At 69.7% G+C, this 15,123-nt stretch carries 18 protein-coding genes; 10 read left to right on the forward strand and 8 right to left on the reverse strand.

Annotated elements, in window-relative coordinates:
* The first annotated feature begins 12 nt into the window (after positions 1-12).
* Both map and ACWEOO_RS36130 read left to right on the forward strand, forming a co-directional pair.
* Complete coding sequence (map, locus tag ACWEOO_RS36125; protein ID WP_452146877.1) at positions 13-786, forward strand: type I methionyl aminopeptidase; 774 nt, start codon at positions 13-15, stop codon at positions 784-786.
* Complete coding sequence (locus tag ACWEOO_RS36130) at positions 786-1,145, forward strand: hypothetical protein (protein WP_452146878.1); 360 nt, start codon at positions 786-788, stop codon at positions 1,143-1,145. The genes map and ACWEOO_RS36130 overlap by 1 nt, the downstream gene beginning before the upstream one ends.
* Here the strand turns inward: ACWEOO_RS36130 and ACWEOO_RS36135 are convergent.
* Entirely contained in the window at positions 1,142-2,113 is a 972-nt protein-coding gene (locus ACWEOO_RS36135) for a helix-turn-helix transcriptional regulator (RefSeq protein ID WP_452146879.1), read from the reverse strand. The genes ACWEOO_RS36130 and ACWEOO_RS36135 overlap by 4 nt on opposite strands.
* Positions 2,114-2,175: 62 nt before the next feature.
* On the opposite strand from ACWEOO_RS36135, the gene ACWEOO_RS36140 reads away from it, so the two are divergent.
* The 3 genes from ACWEOO_RS36140 to ACWEOO_RS36150 are packed head-to-tail and all read left to right on the forward strand — an operon-like array spanning position 2,176 to position 4,678.
* On the forward strand, positions 2,176-3,144 hold the full coding sequence (locus ACWEOO_RS36140; protein WP_452146880.1) for an ABC transporter ATP-binding protein: 969 nt from the start codon (positions 2,176-2,178) through the stop codon (positions 3,142-3,144).
* On the forward strand, positions 3,141-3,896 hold the full coding sequence (locus ACWEOO_RS36145) for an ABC-2 family transporter protein (protein ID WP_452146881.1): 756 nt from the start codon (positions 3,141-3,143) through the stop codon (positions 3,894-3,896). Before ACWEOO_RS36140 ends, ACWEOO_RS36145 begins: the two co-directional genes overlap by 4 nt.
* A complete protein-coding gene (locus tag ACWEOO_RS36150) occupies positions 3,893-4,678 on the forward strand; it encodes an ABC transporter permease (RefSeq protein ID WP_452146882.1) in 786 nt (261 codons plus the stop codon). The genes ACWEOO_RS36145 and ACWEOO_RS36150 overlap by 4 nt, the downstream gene beginning before the upstream one ends.
* Before the next feature lie 106 nt (positions 4,679-4,784).
* On the opposite strand, the gene ACWEOO_RS36155 is transcribed toward ACWEOO_RS36150, so the two are convergent.
* The 3 genes from ACWEOO_RS36155 to ACWEOO_RS36165 are packed head-to-tail and all read right to left on the reverse strand — an operon-like array spanning position 4,785 to position 7,066.
* Positions 4,785-5,672, reverse strand: coding sequence for an aminoglycoside phosphotransferase family protein (locus ACWEOO_RS36155; RefSeq protein WP_452146891.1), 888 nt, complete (start codon positions 5,670-5,672; stop codon positions 4,785-4,787).
* 44 nt (positions 5,673-5,716) lie between these two features.
* Positions 5,717-6,382: a hypothetical protein gene (locus ACWEOO_RS36160; RefSeq protein WP_452146883.1), complete on the reverse strand. Its 666-nt coding sequence runs from the start codon at positions 6,380-6,382 to the stop codon at positions 5,717-5,719.
* Positions 6,383-6,415: 33 nt separating this feature from the next.
* Positions 6,416-7,066, reverse strand: a complete 651-nt coding sequence (locus tag ACWEOO_RS36165) for a LysE family translocator (protein ID WP_452146884.1) — start codon at positions 7,064-7,066, stop codon at positions 6,416-6,418.
* 145 nt (positions 7,067-7,211) lie between these two features.
* On the opposite strand from ACWEOO_RS36165, the gene ACWEOO_RS36170 reads away from it, so the two are divergent.
* Positions 7,212-7,388 (forward strand): DUF5302 domain-containing protein, encoded by a 177-nt coding sequence (locus tag ACWEOO_RS36170; protein WP_359926208.1) that lies wholly within the window; start codon positions 7,212-7,214, stop codon positions 7,386-7,388.
* Positions 7,389-7,452: 64 nt separating this feature from the next.
* On the opposite strand, the gene ACWEOO_RS36175 is transcribed toward ACWEOO_RS36170, so the two are convergent.
* Genes ACWEOO_RS36175 through ACWEOO_RS36185 form a run of 3 tightly spaced genes read right to left on the reverse strand, consistent with a single transcriptional unit; the run spans position 7,453 to position 8,967 of the window.
* A complete protein-coding gene (locus ACWEOO_RS36175; RefSeq protein WP_452146885.1) occupies positions 7,453-7,869 on the reverse strand; it encodes an SRPBCC family protein in 417 nt (138 codons plus the stop codon).
* Positions 7,859-8,176, reverse strand: a complete 318-nt coding sequence (locus ACWEOO_RS36180; protein ID WP_363717349.1) for an ArsR/SmtB family transcription factor — start codon at positions 8,174-8,176, stop codon at positions 7,859-7,861. Before ACWEOO_RS36180 ends, ACWEOO_RS36175 begins: the two co-directional genes overlap by 11 nt.
* A 32-nt stretch (positions 8,177-8,208) precedes the next feature.
* A complete protein-coding gene (locus tag ACWEOO_RS36185; protein ID WP_452146886.1) occupies positions 8,209-8,967 on the reverse strand; it encodes a class I SAM-dependent methyltransferase in 759 nt (252 codons plus the stop codon).
* An 81-nt stretch (positions 8,968-9,048) separates the two neighbouring features.
* Between ACWEOO_RS36185 and ACWEOO_RS36190 the strand changes: the two genes are divergently transcribed.
* From ACWEOO_RS36190 to ACWEOO_RS36200, 3 genes are all read left to right on the forward strand, one after another.
* Positions 9,049-10,230, forward strand: coding sequence for a cytochrome P450 family protein (locus ACWEOO_RS36190; protein WP_452146887.1), 1,182 nt, complete (start codon positions 9,049-9,051; stop codon positions 10,228-10,230).
* 97 nt (positions 10,231-10,327) lie between these two features.
* Entirely contained in the window at positions 10,328-10,957 is a 630-nt protein-coding gene (locus ACWEOO_RS36195) for a DedA family protein (protein WP_359926194.1), read from the forward strand.
* Positions 10,958-11,035: 78 nt separating this feature from the next.
* A complete protein-coding gene (locus ACWEOO_RS36200; RefSeq protein WP_452146888.1) occupies positions 11,036-12,274 on the forward strand; it encodes a hypothetical protein in 1,239 nt (412 codons plus the stop codon).
* On the opposite strand, the gene ACWEOO_RS36205 is transcribed toward ACWEOO_RS36200, so the two are convergent.
* Positions 12,269-13,093, reverse strand: coding sequence for an acyltransferase domain-containing protein (locus ACWEOO_RS36205; protein ID WP_452146889.1), 825 nt, complete (start codon positions 13,091-13,093; stop codon positions 12,269-12,271). The two genes, ACWEOO_RS36200 and ACWEOO_RS36205, sit on opposite strands and share 6 nt — an antisense overlap.
* 516 nt (positions 13,094-13,609) lie before the next feature.
* On the opposite strand from ACWEOO_RS36205, the gene ACWEOO_RS36210 reads away from it, so the two are divergent.
* A partial coding sequence (locus ACWEOO_RS36210) for a DUF222 domain-containing protein (protein ID WP_452146890.1) occupies positions 13,610-15,123 on the forward strand: 1,514 nt, incomplete at its 3' end.

Raw genomic sequence — 15,123 nt, forward strand, 5'->3', positions numbered from 1 at the left:
TATAGTTATTGCATGATCGAGATCTTGGACAGCCGACAGTTGGCGCAGGCGAAGGAGACCGGCGCGCTGGTCGGCGGCATCCTGCAGACGTTGAAGAGCCGGACCGCCGTCGGGACGAATCTGCTGGACATCGACCAGTGGACGAAGGGCCTGATCGCGGACGCCGGCGCGCAGTCCTGCTACGTCGACTACGAGGCGTCGTTCGGGCGCGGGCCGTTCGGTCACTACATCTGTACGGCGGTCAACGACGCCGTGCTGCACGGGAAACCGTCCGACTACCAGCTCGCCGACGGTGACCTGCTGACGCTCGATCTGGCTGTGCTCCTGGGTGGCGTGGCGGCGGACGCGGCGATCAGCTTCGTGGTGGGCGAGTCCAAGGCGCCGGAGGATCTGGCGATGATCGACGCGACCGAGCGCGCCCTCGCCGCGGGGATCGCCGCCGCCGTGCCCGACGCCCGGATCGGCGACATCTCGCGGGCGATCGGGGACGTGCTGAGCAAGGCCGGGTATCCGATCAACACCGACTTCGGCGGTCACGGCATCGGGTCGACGATGCACCAGGACCCGCACGTCTCGAACACGGGTCGTCCTGGGCGCGGCTACAAACTTCGTCCTGGTCTGCTGCTCGCCCTCGAGCCGTGGGTCATGCAGGACACCGCCGAGCTCGTCACCGACGAGGACGGCTGGACCCTCCGCAGCGTGACCGGCTGCCGCACCGCCCACACCGAGCACACCATCGCCATCACGCCTGATGGGCCGGAGATCCTCACGAAGCCGAGTGCCTGATGCTCACGCCGATCCTCGCGACGCCCGACCCGTACTCAGCCGCGGACGAGTTCGTCGCCAACGGCTGGACGCTTGCGTACGCGACGCCAAGGGAGTCCGGGGACCCGCTCGCAGTGGTGGAGTTGCACGGTGGGCAGGTCATGCTCGGTGTGGACTCGGAGCAGTTCCTGCCGGTTGCGGCCCGGGACCTTCGCGGAGCGGGCGTGCAGTTTTACGTCGAAGTGCCGGCCGAAGCGATCGAGAAGGTTCACGCGGCGCATCGGGAGGCGGGGCCGATCGAGCAGCGGCCTTGGGGTGTGCGGTCGTTCGTGGTGCGCCTCGCCGCGTACAACTTCATGATCGCCAGCGCGCAGGGCTAGTGGGAGGCGGCCACTAGGCGGGCGGCCTCTCGGACCATCGTGATGAGTTCCGGGGGTGCGACGACCTGGGCGGCGCCGGCTTGGGCGAGGACGGCGGCGCAGGCTTCGTGGGGGTTTTCGAGGTCCGTGTGGATGATCCACCAGGTGTTGTCGGCGGGGAGCATCGGTTGGAGGGGGCGGAAGCGGCGGACGGCGTGGTCGCGGACCTTCAGGACGATCGGGTACGACGGGCGTGAGGCCTGGAACTCGCGCTGCGCCCGGGCCCAGTACGTCGCCAGGTCGAAATCGGCCGGCCGCGTGAAGGTGTCGTCGGTGAGCTCGGCCGAGGTCAGGCGCGACAGGCGGTAGGTGCGCAGCCGGCCGTCGGTGCGGGCAGCGACCAGGTACCAAGTACGCGCCTTCGCCACCAACCCGAGCGGCGCCACGACGAACGGCCCCCGCCGCCGCCTTGCGCGGTCGGGCATCGCGCCGTCGCCTGCCGCTGTGGTGTCGCCGTACGTGATCTGCAGGTGGCGTTCTTCCCAGACGGCTTGGCGGCAGAGGTCCAGCCAGCGGGGGGTTTCGCGGCGGTCGTCCCAGCCGGCGTGGTCGATGAGGAGACGTTGGCGGGCGTACTCGGCCTCGCGTCGGGTGCCGTCGGGCAGGGACGCGATCAGCTTGGTCACGGCCAGTTCGCTGGAGGCGTCGAGGCCGAGGTCGGCGAGGACGTGTGCGGTCGCGCCGACGAACACCGACATGACCTCCGACGGCGTCAGCCCGGTCAGCCGGCTGCGGTAGTCCGGCAGCATCGTCCACCCGCCACCCCGGCCGCGGATCGAGTACACCGGCACCCCGGCGAGGCTGAGCGCGTCCAGGTCGCGCTGGACCGTCCGTGGTGAAACCTCGAGCGCTGCGGCCAGTTGCGCGACCGTCGACCGGCCGCGTGTCTGCAGGTGCAGCAGCAGTCGGAGGAGCCGCTCGGCGCGCATCCTCCGACTATCTCAGGAAAACAAGCCATCAGCTGTCGTCTTTGGTTCCTACGGTCGGGCCCATGAGTGCAGTCGAGGTGGAGAACCTCTCGATGTCCTACAAGGCCCCGGTGCGCAAAGGCGGGCTCCGCGCGGCCCTCGGATCGCTGGTACGCCGCGAGTACAAGACCGTCCAGGCCCTCGATCAGGTGTCGTTCACGATCGCCCCGGGTGAGGTCGCCGGGTTCATCGGGCCGAACGGCGCCGGCAAGACCACAACGATGAAGATCCTCTCCGGGATCCTCTACCCGACCGGCGGCGAGGTCCGGGTCCTCGACCACGTCCCTTGGCAACGCCGCTCCACGTTCCTGAAGCGGATCGCTTTCGTCCGCGGCAGTCAGCCGGTCGGCGGCTCGCAGGAACTGACAGTGATGGACTCCCTGGAGTACCAGCGCCTGCTGTACGACGTGCCGCGCGCGACGTTCCGCCGTACCCTCGCCGAACTCGAAGCGCTGCTCGACCTGGAGCCCCTGCTGGAACGCCAACTCCGCGCGCTCAGCCTCGGCGAGCGGATGCGCGTCGGCCTCGCGATGGCGCTGATCTATCGCCCCGAGGTGCTGTTCCTCGACGAGCCGACGATCGGCCTCGACGTCAGCGCCGCGAGCCTGATCCGCGAGTTCGTGCGCGAGTACGTCGAGCAGACCGGCGCGACTGTCCTGCTGACCAGCCACTACATGGCCGACGTCGCGTCGCTGTGTCCGCGGCTGATCCTGATCGACCACGGGCAGGTCCAGTACGACGGCCCGCTGGCGGAACTGTCGGCGCGCCTGTCGCCGTACAAGCTGATCCGGATTTCCGCCGCGGCGGATCCGTCGGCGTTCGGGGAGGTGGTCGAGAAGGCCGACGGCCAGTGGGTCCTGCGGGTGCCGCGGGACGAGGTCGCGGGCACGACGGCGCGGTTGCTGCAGGCGCTGGAAGTGGTGGATCTCGCGGTGGAGGAGCCGCCGCTGGAGAAGGTCATCGACCAGGCGTACCGGGAGGGGCTGCGATGAGAACCGCCGTACTGCTGGGGTTCCGGCTCCGCCAGGAGGTGCTGGAGTGGTCCGGCGCGTGGTGGTTCCTGCTGACGCTCGTGGTGCAGGCGGTGGTCGCGCCGCTGATCGGGTTGTTCGTCTGGTCGGCGGTCTCTCCGGACGATCCGGCGATCGGGCGGTACTACACCGCGGTCATCCTGGTGACGCTGATGACGGAGTCGTTCGAGCAGCACACGTTTTCCGAACGGATCTACAACGGCACGCTCAGCCACGAGTTGCTCCGGCCGCAGCCGGTGGTGATCGGCGTGATCGGGATGAATCTCGCGATCCGCGCCTGGCTGACGGTGCTCGGCGCGCCGCTCGTGCTGCTCACCGGGATCGCCTTGCAGGTGGGCTTCGAGTGGTCGGCCGTGCTGCGGAGTACGCCGTACCTCGTGCTCGCCGCGGTTCTCGTTTTCCTCTGGACGTTCCTGTTGTCGCTGACCGCGTTCTGGACGGATCGGGTGCATGCCGTGGTTGGGTTCGGCAGCCAGTTGGTGTTCTTGTTCGGCGGTACGGCGGCGCCGATCGCGCTGCTGCCGGACGGGTTGCGCCGGGTCGCCGAGGTGCTGCCGTTCTACGGGATGACCGGTCTGCCGGCGGAGATCGCCGCCGGGACCCGAGCTGGTGGATCGCTGCTCTACCAGCTGGCGTGGGTGGTCCTCCTGGTCGGCGTGGTCGCGGTCCTGTGGCGGGCCGGCGTCCGGCGGTACACGGCGGTGGGCTCGTGAAACCCCTCCGTCTGCTGGCGGCAGGCTTCTCGATGTCGCTGCGCCGGAGCCTGGCGTTCCGCGTCAACCTCGTCTTCGACGTGCTGCTGGCGTTCACCGGCCTGGGTACGGCGATCGCGGCCGTGCTGATCGTTTTCACCCGGGCCGACACCCTGGCGGGCTGGTCGAAGGCGGAGTTCCTGGTGCTGATCGGGACGTATCAGCTGATCACCGGGCTACGGACGACGTTCATCGACCCGAACCTCGCGTGGTTCCCCGAGTCCGGGATCCGCAACGGGAAGCTGGACGGCTATCTGTTGCAGCCGGCGTCGAGCCTGTTCCTGTCCAGCCTGTCGCAGTCGTCGCCGCTGCAACTGATCCAGGTCGTGCTTGGTGTCGGTGTGCTGAGTTGGGGGATCGGAGTCGCCGATCGGCCGCCGAGCGCGGGCGGTGTGGTGAGCTGGTTGGTGCTTGTCGTGGCGGGAACGGTGGTGACGTGGGCGTTGAGCGTACTGCTGGCGTGCCTGGCGTTCTGGGCGCCGAAGCTGCAGCTGGACGTCTTCTACCACTCGGCCTGGCAACTCGGCCGCTACCCGACGGATGTCTTCGCCCGCCCGCTCCGAGTCCTCCTCACCTACGTGTTCCCGATGGCGCTGATCGCGAGCGTCCCCTCATCCGCACTACTCCACCTTGCCCAACCCTCAACGATCCTCGCCGGCGTCACCGCAGCAGCCGGCACCGGCGCGCTGGCATTCCTGACCTGGCAAGCGGGCCTGCGACGCTATACCGGCGCAACGTCGTGACGCTCTCGACAGGACATGTGCCTCGATTCGGGGGTGAGCCGGCGTCGGCTCAGGCGTGCGGGCGGATATACGTACAGACGTACGTCCTGTCGAGAGTGCTCTAGCGTTAGGCAGCGTCGAGCAAGGCGGTCAGGGTGTGGTGGGCGGTGCGGGACATGACGGGGTTGGTGTCGACGTAGTACCAGAGGCAGCCGATGGCCTGGGCGAACGACCAGCCCATGCCACGGCGCCACTCGTCCTCGTCGCTGCCGAGTGCTGTACGGAACGCCGCGCGGGCGGTGGGATCGAAGAGGTTCCACGCGGGCTGCAGATCCATCGCCGGATCCGAGACCGTGAACATGCCGACGTCGATGACTCCGGCCAGCCGGCCGTTCTCGGCGAGCAGGTTGCCGGGCATCAGGTCGCGGTGCGTCCAGGCGTCCGGTTCGGTGCGGGGCGTCGTCCGCAGGTCGGCCCACAGCTTGGTGAGCGCGTCCACGTCGATCATCCCGCGACTGCGCTCCAGGCAGTCCGCGACCCACTCGTCCTGTGACGTCAGCAGCCCGCCCCGCCACGGCCCCGTGAACACCCGCCCCTCGGTCGGCTGCGCCCGCAACGCGAGCACGAACCGCGCGAGATCCTCGGCGAAGGCGGACGACCCGGCGACGTCGGCGTCGTACGCGATGGTGCCGTCGACCCAGGTCTGCACGGCCCAGGGCAGCGGGTACCCGGCGGTGGGTTCGCCGATCGCGACCGGCTCGGGCGTCGGGTACGGCGACATCGCGTGCAGTCGCCGCGCGGCCTCGGCCTCGCCCTCGAGCTCTCGCCGGACGTCTGCCGCGTCACCGGGCTGGATCGGCAACCGCGCCGCCAGGCCGTCGCCGATCCGGAACACCGCGTTGACCGTCCCGTGCGAAACAACGGCGCGCACCGCGAGGCCGCTCCAGTCCGGGAACTGCTCCTTGACGAGCCCTTCGACCAGCTCGACCGTCACATCCAGTTGTCCCTCGTGCATCACGCCCAGAAGTATCCGGGAGCCCCTCGAGGCCCGCACACGATTTAGACCAGGACTGCAGGGGCAACCCGGGCCGAGCCGATGCCCCGGTCCGGTTTGCCGAGCCGGAACCGGACCTTTCCCTTCAGCACGGTCCCGGACTCGGCCTGGCCGTCGACGAGCTGCTCACCGGGGAACAGCGTGAACGTCCACCGCTCGTTCTGCTCCCAGTCCGGCGGCGTCGCGCCGCACTGCAGCACCCGCGCGCCCCAGAGCTGACGGGTCATCCATTGCCGCGTGTCCTGGCCGTCCACGACGAAGTCGTCCGACGCGATCACGTCGTTGTAGCTGCCCAGCGACGGTCCGTACGAACCGGTCACGCTCACGACCAGCTGCCACGGCCCGTCATCTGGCAGCGCGACGCCTGCGGGCAGGCGCTTGTCGAACACGTCGGGCGCGGTCAGTTCGCGCGGCAGCGGCCGCCGGGTGTCGAGCCTCGACGGGTCCGGGACGAGCAGTACGCCGTACTCGACCTCGTCGGCGAAGCGCGCCGCGGCGAAGTGCTCGGTCAGCGCACGAGTCGCGTCCGCGGCGCGTTGCCAGGAGAACGTGTCGAGCAGGTACTCGCGGGTGATCGCGGGCAGGCCGCGGTCGCGCACGAGGGCGGCGACCGGCGGCGCGTTCCAGGCCGCGACGAGGCGATCGAGTGACGAGGCAACGAAATCGTTCATCCCGGGCCACGCTAGCGAGCGGCCCGGACACTTTCAGTGCGTCGGCAGCGGGCGAGCTCGGTCGGTGGCCAGCCGGACCGCGAAGACCGCGAGAGCGGTCCCGGTCACGTAGCGGTGGATGCGCATCCAGGTCGGACGGCGGGACAGGAAGACGGCGACCGATCCGGCGGTGATCACGAAGACGGCGTTCATCACGACGCCGACGGTGAGCTGGCCGAGGCCGAGGATCAGGCTCTGCAGGCCGAGGTGCCCGCGGGACGGGTCGAGGAACTGGGGCAGCAGCGAGATGTAGAGGATCGCGATCTTCGGGTTCAGCAGGCAGGTGAGCAGTCCCATGCCGAACAGCTTGCGCGGGCGGTCCGGCTCGAGCTCCTGGGTCGCGAACACCGACGTACCGCCCGGGCGGAAGGCCTGCCAGGCGAGCCACAGCAGGTACGCCGCGCCGGCCAGCTTCAGCGCCACGTAGATCTCGGGAACCAGCGCGAACAGCGTGGCGAGGCCGGCGCTTGCCGCCAGCAAGTACGTGAGGAAGCCGAGCCCGACACCGGCCAGCGAGATCAGCCCGGCGCGGCGGCCCTGCGCGATCGAGCGGGAGATCAGGTAGATCATGTTCGGTCCGGGCACGATCACCAGGCCCAGCTCGACCAGGGCGATCCCGAGCAGTGCCTCACTACTGACCAGCATTTCGTGTCCCTCCCTCGGCGTCCTCCGAACCTAACAGCGCCGCCCGGGCCGCCCCGGTCGGTTTCCGCGAACTGGTATTCCACTCGCACCCACGCTCACCCTCGGTTAGCGTGGGTGCGTACGCCTACGGTTTGAAGGAGACGGTATGAGCGATAAGTCCAGCGAGCCGGCGGACGATCTGCAGAAGAAGTTTCGGGAAGCGCTCGAGAAGAAGAACGCCGGGAACCACTCGCACCCCGGCAGCGGGGTCCGGGGCTCGGGCGTCGGCGAAGCGCACAACGACAAGCAGAAGCGCCAGTTCCGGCGCAAGTCCGGCAGCTGAGTAACCGCCAAACTGTCCATCCATCCGCATGAGCCCCGGGTTGCCGCCCGGGGCTCGACCTTTGTCAGACCCGGACGCCGAGGACCGCGGCCAGGCGCTCGATCTCCGGGTCCCAGCCCATCCGGTGGTTCGCGGCGTCCTCGGCCGTCGCGAAACCGGTGTGGCTGAGCACCATCCGGGTGCCGTCGGCGACCTCAGCGAGCTCGACCTCGACCCGGGTCGGCTCGTCGTCGGTGCCGTCCCACTTCCAGCTGAAGACCAGCCGGCGTGGCGGATCCACCTCGAGGTACGTGCCCCGCACCACGTGCGGGCCCATCTCCACGACGTACGAGCCGCCGGCCCGGACGTCGGCGTCGACCTTCAGCTCGAGCTTCGGGTTCGGGCAGTACCACCGAGCCAGCAGATCGGGCCGCGTCCAGGCGTCGTAGACCTTGCCGATCGTTGCCGGGAGCACTCTTTCGATCCGGATCTCAGTGTCCATCGCCATCCCCTCGCAGAAGCTCTTCCAGCCGGTCAACGGTGCTGTTCCAGTACGTCGTGAGGTCGCCGAGCCACTGCTCGACCTCCGCGAACGCCTCCGGCCGCAGCGAGCACACCACGGTCCGGCCGACCCGCCGCCGGCTCACCAGGCCCGCGTCGACCAGCACCCCCACGTGCTTGGTCATCGCCGGCGCGGTGAGCCGGTGCGGCTCGGCGAGCTCGCCCATCGTGGCGTCGCCCTGGCTCAGCCGGCCGACGACGGCCAGCCGGGTCGGGTCCGCGAGCGCTCCGAAGGTTCTGCTCAGCACCGCATTACTTCACCAACTGGTGAACTGTTCTGTCAAGGGCGGACCTCGAAGACCAGGTTGAACGGCGTCTGCGCGACGGTGCGGAACCGGCTGAACCCGGCCGCCTTGGTGACGTCCTGGATCCGGGCCGGGCCGGCCTGGGTACTCAGTGCCAGACCCACCGGCTGCGACAGCGAGGCCGGCGTGCACAGCAGCGTGGAGAAGCCGTAGTACGCCCGGCCGACCGGGTTGAGGTTGTCCTCGACGCGGTCGCCGGCCATCGGCTCGACCAGCATCCAGGTGCCGTCCGGTGCGAGGGCCTCACGAACGTGCCGGGCCGCGCCGACCGGGTCGCCCATGTCGTGCAGGGCGTCGAACGTGGTCACCAGGTCGAACCCCGATCCGCTGAACCGGTCCGCGGCCGCGACCTCGAAGGTCGCCCGGTCGGACACTCCGGCCTCGGCTGCGCGCTGCTTGGCCGTCTCGATCGACTCCTGGTGGTAGTCCGAGCCGGCGAACGTGGACCGCGGGAACGCCTCGGCCGTCAGGATCGTGGACGCGCCGTGCCCGCAGCCGATGTCGGCCACCTTCGCGCCGCGCTGCAGCTTGTCCACCACGCCGTCGAGCGCGGGCAGCCAACTGGGTAGCAGGTTCGCGTTGTACGACGGCCTGAAGAACCGCTCGCACCCGACATGTACGTCGGAGGTGTGCTCGTGCCAGCCCACGCCGGCGCCGCTCCGGGCCGCCTCGATCGTCTCCGTGGTGTGCTGCACGGTGCCGAGCGCGATCTGGAAGAAGCCGGGCAGGTTCACCTGCGCAAGGTCTACGCGAAGCTCGGTATCCACTCCCGCACCGAACTGACCGAGCACCTCGGCCGACCGTAGGCTGGCCGCATGCGGCAGCCGTTCACGGAAACCAGCGGAATCGCCCGGCACTGGGGCTTCGAGGACCTGGCGGCCACGGGACCCGTGCAGCGCATGACGCTGTTCACCGGCGTACCGGTCCAGCTCGTCACCGGGTACGCCGAGACACGCGAGCTGCTCGCGCATCCGGACGTGGTGCGCTCGCCGATGGACGGCCCGCACCGCGACACCGTCATGGACGACCTGATCGCGCGCACCGAGCAGCACATGCTCGGCGCCAACCCGCCCGACCACACCCGGCTGCGCAAACTCGTCACCGCCGCGTTCACCCGGCGCCGGATCGAGGCCCTCGAGCCGCGGATCCGCGAGATCGCGGCCGGTCTGCTCGACGAGATGGCCGCGGCGACCGGGCCGGTCGACCTGGTGAACGCGTACAGCTACCCGCTGCCGATCACTGTGATCTGCGAGCTGATCGGCATCCCCGCGGTCCGGCGCGACGACTTCCGCCGCTGGTCGTCGGTGTTCGTGAACGCGGCCGTGTACACCGCGGAGGAGTACGTCGACGCGATCACGTCGATGCTCGGATTCGTCCACGAGCTGATCGTCCAGAAGCAGCAGGCACCGACCGGCGACCTGCTGTCCGGCCTGATCGCGGTCCGCGACGGCGGCGACAGGCTCAGCGAGGACGAGCTGACCTCGATGGTGTTCCTGCTGCTCGCCGCCGGCCACGAGACGACGGTCAGCCTGATCACGAACGGAGTCCACGCTCTGCTCCGGCACCCCGACCAGCTCGAGCTACTCAGGGCCGAGCCGGAGCGGCTGCCCGCGGCCGTCGAGGAACTGCTGCGGTACGACGGCCCGCTGCAGGCCGCGATCCCGTACATCGCCAGCGCTCCGATCGACATCGCCGGGACCCGGATCGAGGCCGGCGAGGTGATCGTGTTCGCGCTCCTCCCGGCCAACCGCGACGTCCGCAAGGTGGAGCGGCCGGACGAGCTGGACATCACCCGGGCGGACACCGCACACCTCGCGTTCGGGCACGGTATCCACCACTGCCTCGGCGCCCCGCTGGCTCGTTTGGAGGGCCGGATCGCGCTCGGCATGCTGTTCGAGCGATTCCCGCGGCTGCGGCTCGCCGTACCCGCGCAGGATCCGCCGCGGCACCCGAGTCTGCTGATGAACGCGATCAGCGAACTCCCCGTGCTGCTCTGACCGCAGTGGGTGGCGCAGCCTGAACATCGGATGAAGCGCAGCTGAATCACACCGATGGGATTGCGGCTCTTTTGCCGATGGATGGCACACTGCCGGGGTGACAGAGTTCATGGAGGTCGCCCGGCACCTGCTCGGGATCGCTATGGCCTCGCATTGGCTGCTGCTCATCCTGTTCGCCGCCGCGGCGATCGACGCGGTGTTCCCGGTGGTCCCCAGCGAAGGCATGGTGATCACGGCCGGCATGGCCGCGGCCGCCGGTCACCAGAACCTGCTGCTCGTGATCACGGTCGCGATGGTCGGGTCCGTGATCGGCGAATCGGTCTGCTACTTCCTCGGCCGCGGTTCCGGCCCGGCGCTGCACCGGTGGATGAAACGCCAGGAGCGCCGCCAGCAGCTCTACGAGAAGGTCTCGGCCGCGCTGCACTCGCGCGGCGGCCTGATCCTGATGACGGTGCGCTACATCCCCGGCGCCCGGATGGTCGCGACGCTGACGGCAGGCGCGACGCGGTACTCGTTCAAGAAGTTCATCGTCTTCACGTTCGCGGGCGTGACGGTCGCGTACACGTACGTCGCCCTGCTCGGGTATCTCGGCGGTGACGCGTTCGCGCACGACCAGCTGAAGGGGCTCGTGTTCAGCCTGAGCCTCGCCGCGGTGATCGGTCTGGTCGTCGAGACCTCGCGCCGGATCGCGGTCCGGCGCCGCGCTGCGAAGATCACGGCCGCTTAACGATCCCGGCCCCGGTTTCCCTGCGGCCGCGTGTTCAACTCCAACCTCTGAAGGCTCTCGTGCGTCAGTAGAGCAGTGGTGAGGCCTGGGGCGAACCTCGCGGCCGCTGCGGTGGTCGTCGCGGCGGTCCTGGCCGGATGTGCCGACGTACCGCTGGAAGGCGCCCCCATTCTCGGTGCGCCGAGCTCCGCGGAGCCCACTGGCAAGCCGACGTCGAAGCCGACGGGCAAGCCGTCCTCCGAGCCGACGGGCAAGCCGTCGCCTGGGCCCAGCTTGCCGCCCTCATCGCCGAAGCCGTCGACGCCGGCGGCCACAGCGTCGACGCCGCCTCCGGCCGGGAACCTGCTCGCCGCCGCGCCGGTGACGCGTTCCTTCCCGGGCCGGCTGCCGGACGGCAAGCCGCCACTGTTCGTGGTCGTCTCGTTCGACGGCGCGGGCGACCTGATGCTCTGGTCGCGCTGGCGCGCCGTCGCGAAGCAGGTCGACGCGCGGATGACTTTCTTCCTCTCCGGCCCGTACCTGTACCCGGGCGATCGGCGGAGCGACTACATGCCGCCGTACAAGAAGCCGGGCGCCTCGGACATCGGCTGGGGTGACACGGCCGGCATCCTCGGGCGGACCAAGGTGCTGCGCGAGGCGATCGCCGAGGGCCACGAGATCGGCACTCACGCGAACGGGCACTTCTGCGGCACGAACGGCATCGGCCGCTGGACCACCGCGCAGTGGATCGCCGAGCTGGGCGCGTTCGACCGGATGGTGCGGACCGGGCCGTCACTGGCAGCCGGCAAGACCGTCGCGCCGCCGTTCGACCCGGCCACGGTGAAGGGCATGCGGACACCGTGCCTGGAGGGCGACCGGCCCGCGTACCGGCTCGCGATGGCGCAGCGCGGCATGCTGTACGACGCGTCCGCGCCCGGGTACATCGCCTGGCCGAAGAAGGCGAACGGGCTGTGGAACTTCCCGCTGCAGTCCGTGACACTGGCCGGCACCAGCAAGAAGACCCTGACGATGGACTACAACCTGTGGTTCGCCCAGACGCAGGCCCGCAAGGCCCCGCTCGCCCAGGCGCCGGCGTTGAAGGCCCAGGTGCTCGCGACGTACCGGCAGGCGCTGGCGAAGTCACGCGCGAGCGGCAACCCGCCCCTGTTCCTCGGCAACCACTTCAACCGCTGGAACAACAGCGTCTACTCCGACGCGCTGACCACGTTCGTCCTGGAGACGTGCAAGCAACCCGACGTACGGTGCGTGTCGAACATCGAGCTGGCGAGCTGGCTCACGAAGTACGGCGTACCCCGCGGCCCTCGCCTGCCGTCATAGGCGGAGGTAGCCGTAGCCGCTTTGCCAAGTGCCGCCGTTCTTGATGCGTTCGACGACGAGGCGCTGTAGGCGGGTGTCCTGGGGGAGGTCGTCCAGGTGGTCGGTGCCGTGGGTGCGGAAGGTGAAGAAGATCGCGCTGTCCTGGCTGTCGTTCGGGGTGCCGTACGGCGTGAAGCGGCGGCCGAACTTCACCGTGTTCGAGTCCTGCGGGAGATGGTCCAGCAGGTACGGGTCGATCAGCCAGGACCACAGGTTCGCGGTCCGCACCGGGTACTCCGGGAAGTAGCGCGGGAAGAACTCGCGCGCCTGCTGGAGGCTGTCGTCGACGAGCTCGGGCGTGAGCGGACCGGTCTCGGGAATGTGCACGCCGATGATCCACTCGCCGGGCTCGGTGCCGGGGACCGGCTTGTCGGCGGGGACCTGGTGCAGCAGGTACTGCAGCCGGCCGAGCGCGTAGATCTGACCGGTCCAGTGGATCGTCATCCACCAGTGCGTCTCCAGGCCGTAGTCGCCGTGGGTCCGCCGGTTCACCTTGATCTGCTGCCCGAGGTCGGCGAGCGTCGCCCAGCTGATGTCGTCCGGGATGCCGCGCTCGGCGTGGTACCGGCGGATGTCCGGGACGGTCTCGAGGAACGCCTGGATCGAGTTCCGCGGGTCCTCGGGCATCCGGAACTCCGGCTCAGTGCCGAGCTTCCCGATCGCCCCCCGGATCTGGTCCGCGAGCTCCTTCACCGCCACCTGATCCGGCGAGAACGCCTCAGCCGCCTCCCGATCCACGTCGGCGAACCCAAGCAGCCGATACACCTCAGCACTCGTCACTCGTCAACGGTAACCGATCCAGCCGAGCCAGAGACTTACCACCTGACCCCCGGACGACCTGCGGTCAGGTGGGGACGAATGGAAGAGGACAAAAGGGTGTGGGGAGGTGCCGGGGGAAGGCAGGGAAGAAAGACACAAGACAAGGGCAGTGAGGTTTGGGGGAGTAGGGAGGGGCGGGTCTGCAGGCGCCGCCTTCGGCTGTCGGCAGAGGTTGCTGTTCGGGGCCGTCGGGCAGCTGCCACAGGAACAGCGAGTCTCCTGTAGCTCCGGCCTCGTTGGTGACTGCTGCGAGGCAGTGGGTGGTCGGGCGCGCGCGTCCGTTCGATGGCGTCCGTGCGAGCTCCGACCAGAGTTGGGCGCAGGTGTGGAACTGGGTCGATGTGTGGATCGTGCTTTCGACCGAGCGGGTGCTCCTACGCGGCGGGGGGTGTTTGCTGGTGTGGGCCCCCGAATTGCCCACAAAATAAGGGGATTCCGGCTCGGAAACTGTCGGTGGCGCCGTCTAGAGTCGGTGCCATGGAACTTCTGGGCGAGCGGCCGGCGTGGTCGATGAGTGGCGGCGAACTGCTGTCCACCCTCGACACGCTGGAAGCCGAGCTCGCCCGCCTGGAGGCCTACCGTCTGAGCGTGGTCGCCGCGATCGAGTCCACCGGCTACGCCACCGAGCTCGGCGCCCGCGACACCGCAGAACTCCTGCGCTTCCGGTACCGCCTGGACGCACCGGCCGCCCGCCGCACCCTCCGCCTCGCCCAGACCGCCCCGCACTACCCGGCCGTGGCGACCGCACTCGAACGCACCGCCTCCTCCGCACCCACCGACGCACCCGACGACAACCGATCCGACAACAGCGGATCCGAGGACGGCGACGGTGCTGGCGGCGATGCTGGTGGTGGCTGGCTGCTGCGGCCGGCGCAGGCGGCCGCGATCGTGTCCCCGCTCGAGCGGGTGCGGTCGCGGGTGCCGGTGGAGCACTTGGACGCGGCCGCGGAGCAGTTGGTCGGGCTGGCCGGTCACCTGTCGCCCGGCGAGCTGCGCACCGCGGCCAAGGAGATCGCCGACCTGCTGGACTCTGACGGCCCCGAGCCCGAGGAGCTGAAGGCGTATGAACGGGAGTCGCTGACGTTGTCGGCTGCGGACAACGGGGTGAAGTTCAAGGGGTTCTTGGCCAACGAGAACGCCGAACTCCTGCGCGCGGTCGTGCACGCCGGCGCCCGCCCGCACAAGACCGTCGACGGCGAACACGACCCCCGCCCCCGCGACAAGCGCCAGGCCGACGCCCTGTCCGGGGCCCTGGGCATCGCGGCCGCCGCATGGGACACCGCGGGACCCACCGGACCCGCAGCGACGCCCACGGCCGCCGCGGGCAATGCTGGGAGCGTGGGGAAGGATCGTCGGGTGGCCGGGTATGGCGCGAAGGCGAACATCACCGTAACGATCGACCTGGACGACCTGAAGGCCGCCACCGCGGACGCGATCGGGCGCACCGTCTACAGCGGCGGGCTCTCTGCGGCCACGATCCGGCGGCTGGCCTGCGACGCGAACATCATCCCGCTGGCGCTCGGCTCGAACTCCGAACCGCTCGACGTCGGGCGCCGCGTGCGGCTCGTCACCGGGGCGATGCGCCGCGCCCTGGACGCCCGCGATCGCGGCTGTGTGGTCTGTGGGGCGCCGCCGATCATGTGCGACGCTCACCATCTGATCTCCTGGATCGACGGCGGCGACACCAAAGTCTCGAACCTGGCGTTGCTCTGCCGTCGTCACCACGTCGACCTCCACAAAGGCCGCTGGCAGATCCGCATCGCCAACGGCATCGTCCACGTCACCCGCCCGACCTGGGCCACGGCCCCACCGGCCGCCGCCGCAGCACGACGATCGGGACCGCCGGACGCCCAGCCACTCAGTACGGCGCCACCGGACGCTCAGCCACGCGGGACGGCAGGGCCGGGCGGTGTGCCGGGTGGTACGGCGGGGCCGGGTGCTGAGCCGCGTCGTACGGCGCCACCGGACACTCAGCCACGCCGTACGGCGAC

This window comes from Kribbella sp. NPDC004138 (assembly GCF_053603655.1).

Excerpts from the sequence above, each read along its gene's own strand:
- map (WP_452146877.1), top strand. The coding sequence starts at position 13 with ATGATCGAGATCTTGGACAGCCGACAGTTGGCGCAGGCGAAGGAGACC.
- ACWEOO_RS36130 (WP_452146878.1), top strand. The coding sequence starts at position 786 with ATGCTCACGCCGATCCTCGCGACGCCCGACCCGTACTCAGCCGCGGAC.
- ACWEOO_RS36135 (WP_452146879.1), bottom strand. The coding sequence starts at position 2,113 with ATGCGCGCCGAGCGGCTCCTCCGACTGCTGCTGCACCTGCAGACACGC.
- ACWEOO_RS36140 (WP_452146880.1), top strand. The coding sequence starts at position 2,176 with ATGAGTGCAGTCGAGGTGGAGAACCTCTCGATGTCCTACAAGGCCCCG.
- ACWEOO_RS36145 (WP_452146881.1), top strand. The coding sequence starts at position 3,141 with ATGAGAACCGCCGTACTGCTGGGGTTCCGGCTCCGCCAGGAGGTGCTG.
- ACWEOO_RS36155 (WP_452146891.1), bottom strand. The coding sequence starts at position 5,672 with ATGCACGAGGGACAACTGGATGTGACGGTCGAGCTGGTCGAAGGGCTC.
- ACWEOO_RS36160 (WP_452146883.1), bottom strand. The coding sequence starts at position 6,382 with ATGAACGATTTCGTTGCCTCGTCACTCGATCGCCTCGTCGCGGCCTGG.
- ACWEOO_RS36165 (WP_452146884.1), bottom strand. The coding sequence starts at position 7,066 with ATGCTGGTCAGTAGTGAGGCACTGCTCGGGATCGCCCTGGTCGAGCTG.
- ACWEOO_RS36170 (WP_359926208.1), top strand. The coding sequence starts at position 7,212 with ATGAGCGATAAGTCCAGCGAGCCGGCGGACGATCTGCAGAAGAAGTTT.
- ACWEOO_RS36175 (WP_452146885.1), bottom strand. The coding sequence starts at position 7,869 with ATGGACACTGAGATCCGGATCGAAAGAGTGCTCCCGGCAACGATCGGC.
- ACWEOO_RS36190 (WP_452146887.1), top strand. The coding sequence starts at position 9,049 with ATGCGGCAGCCGTTCACGGAAACCAGCGGAATCGCCCGGCACTGGGGC.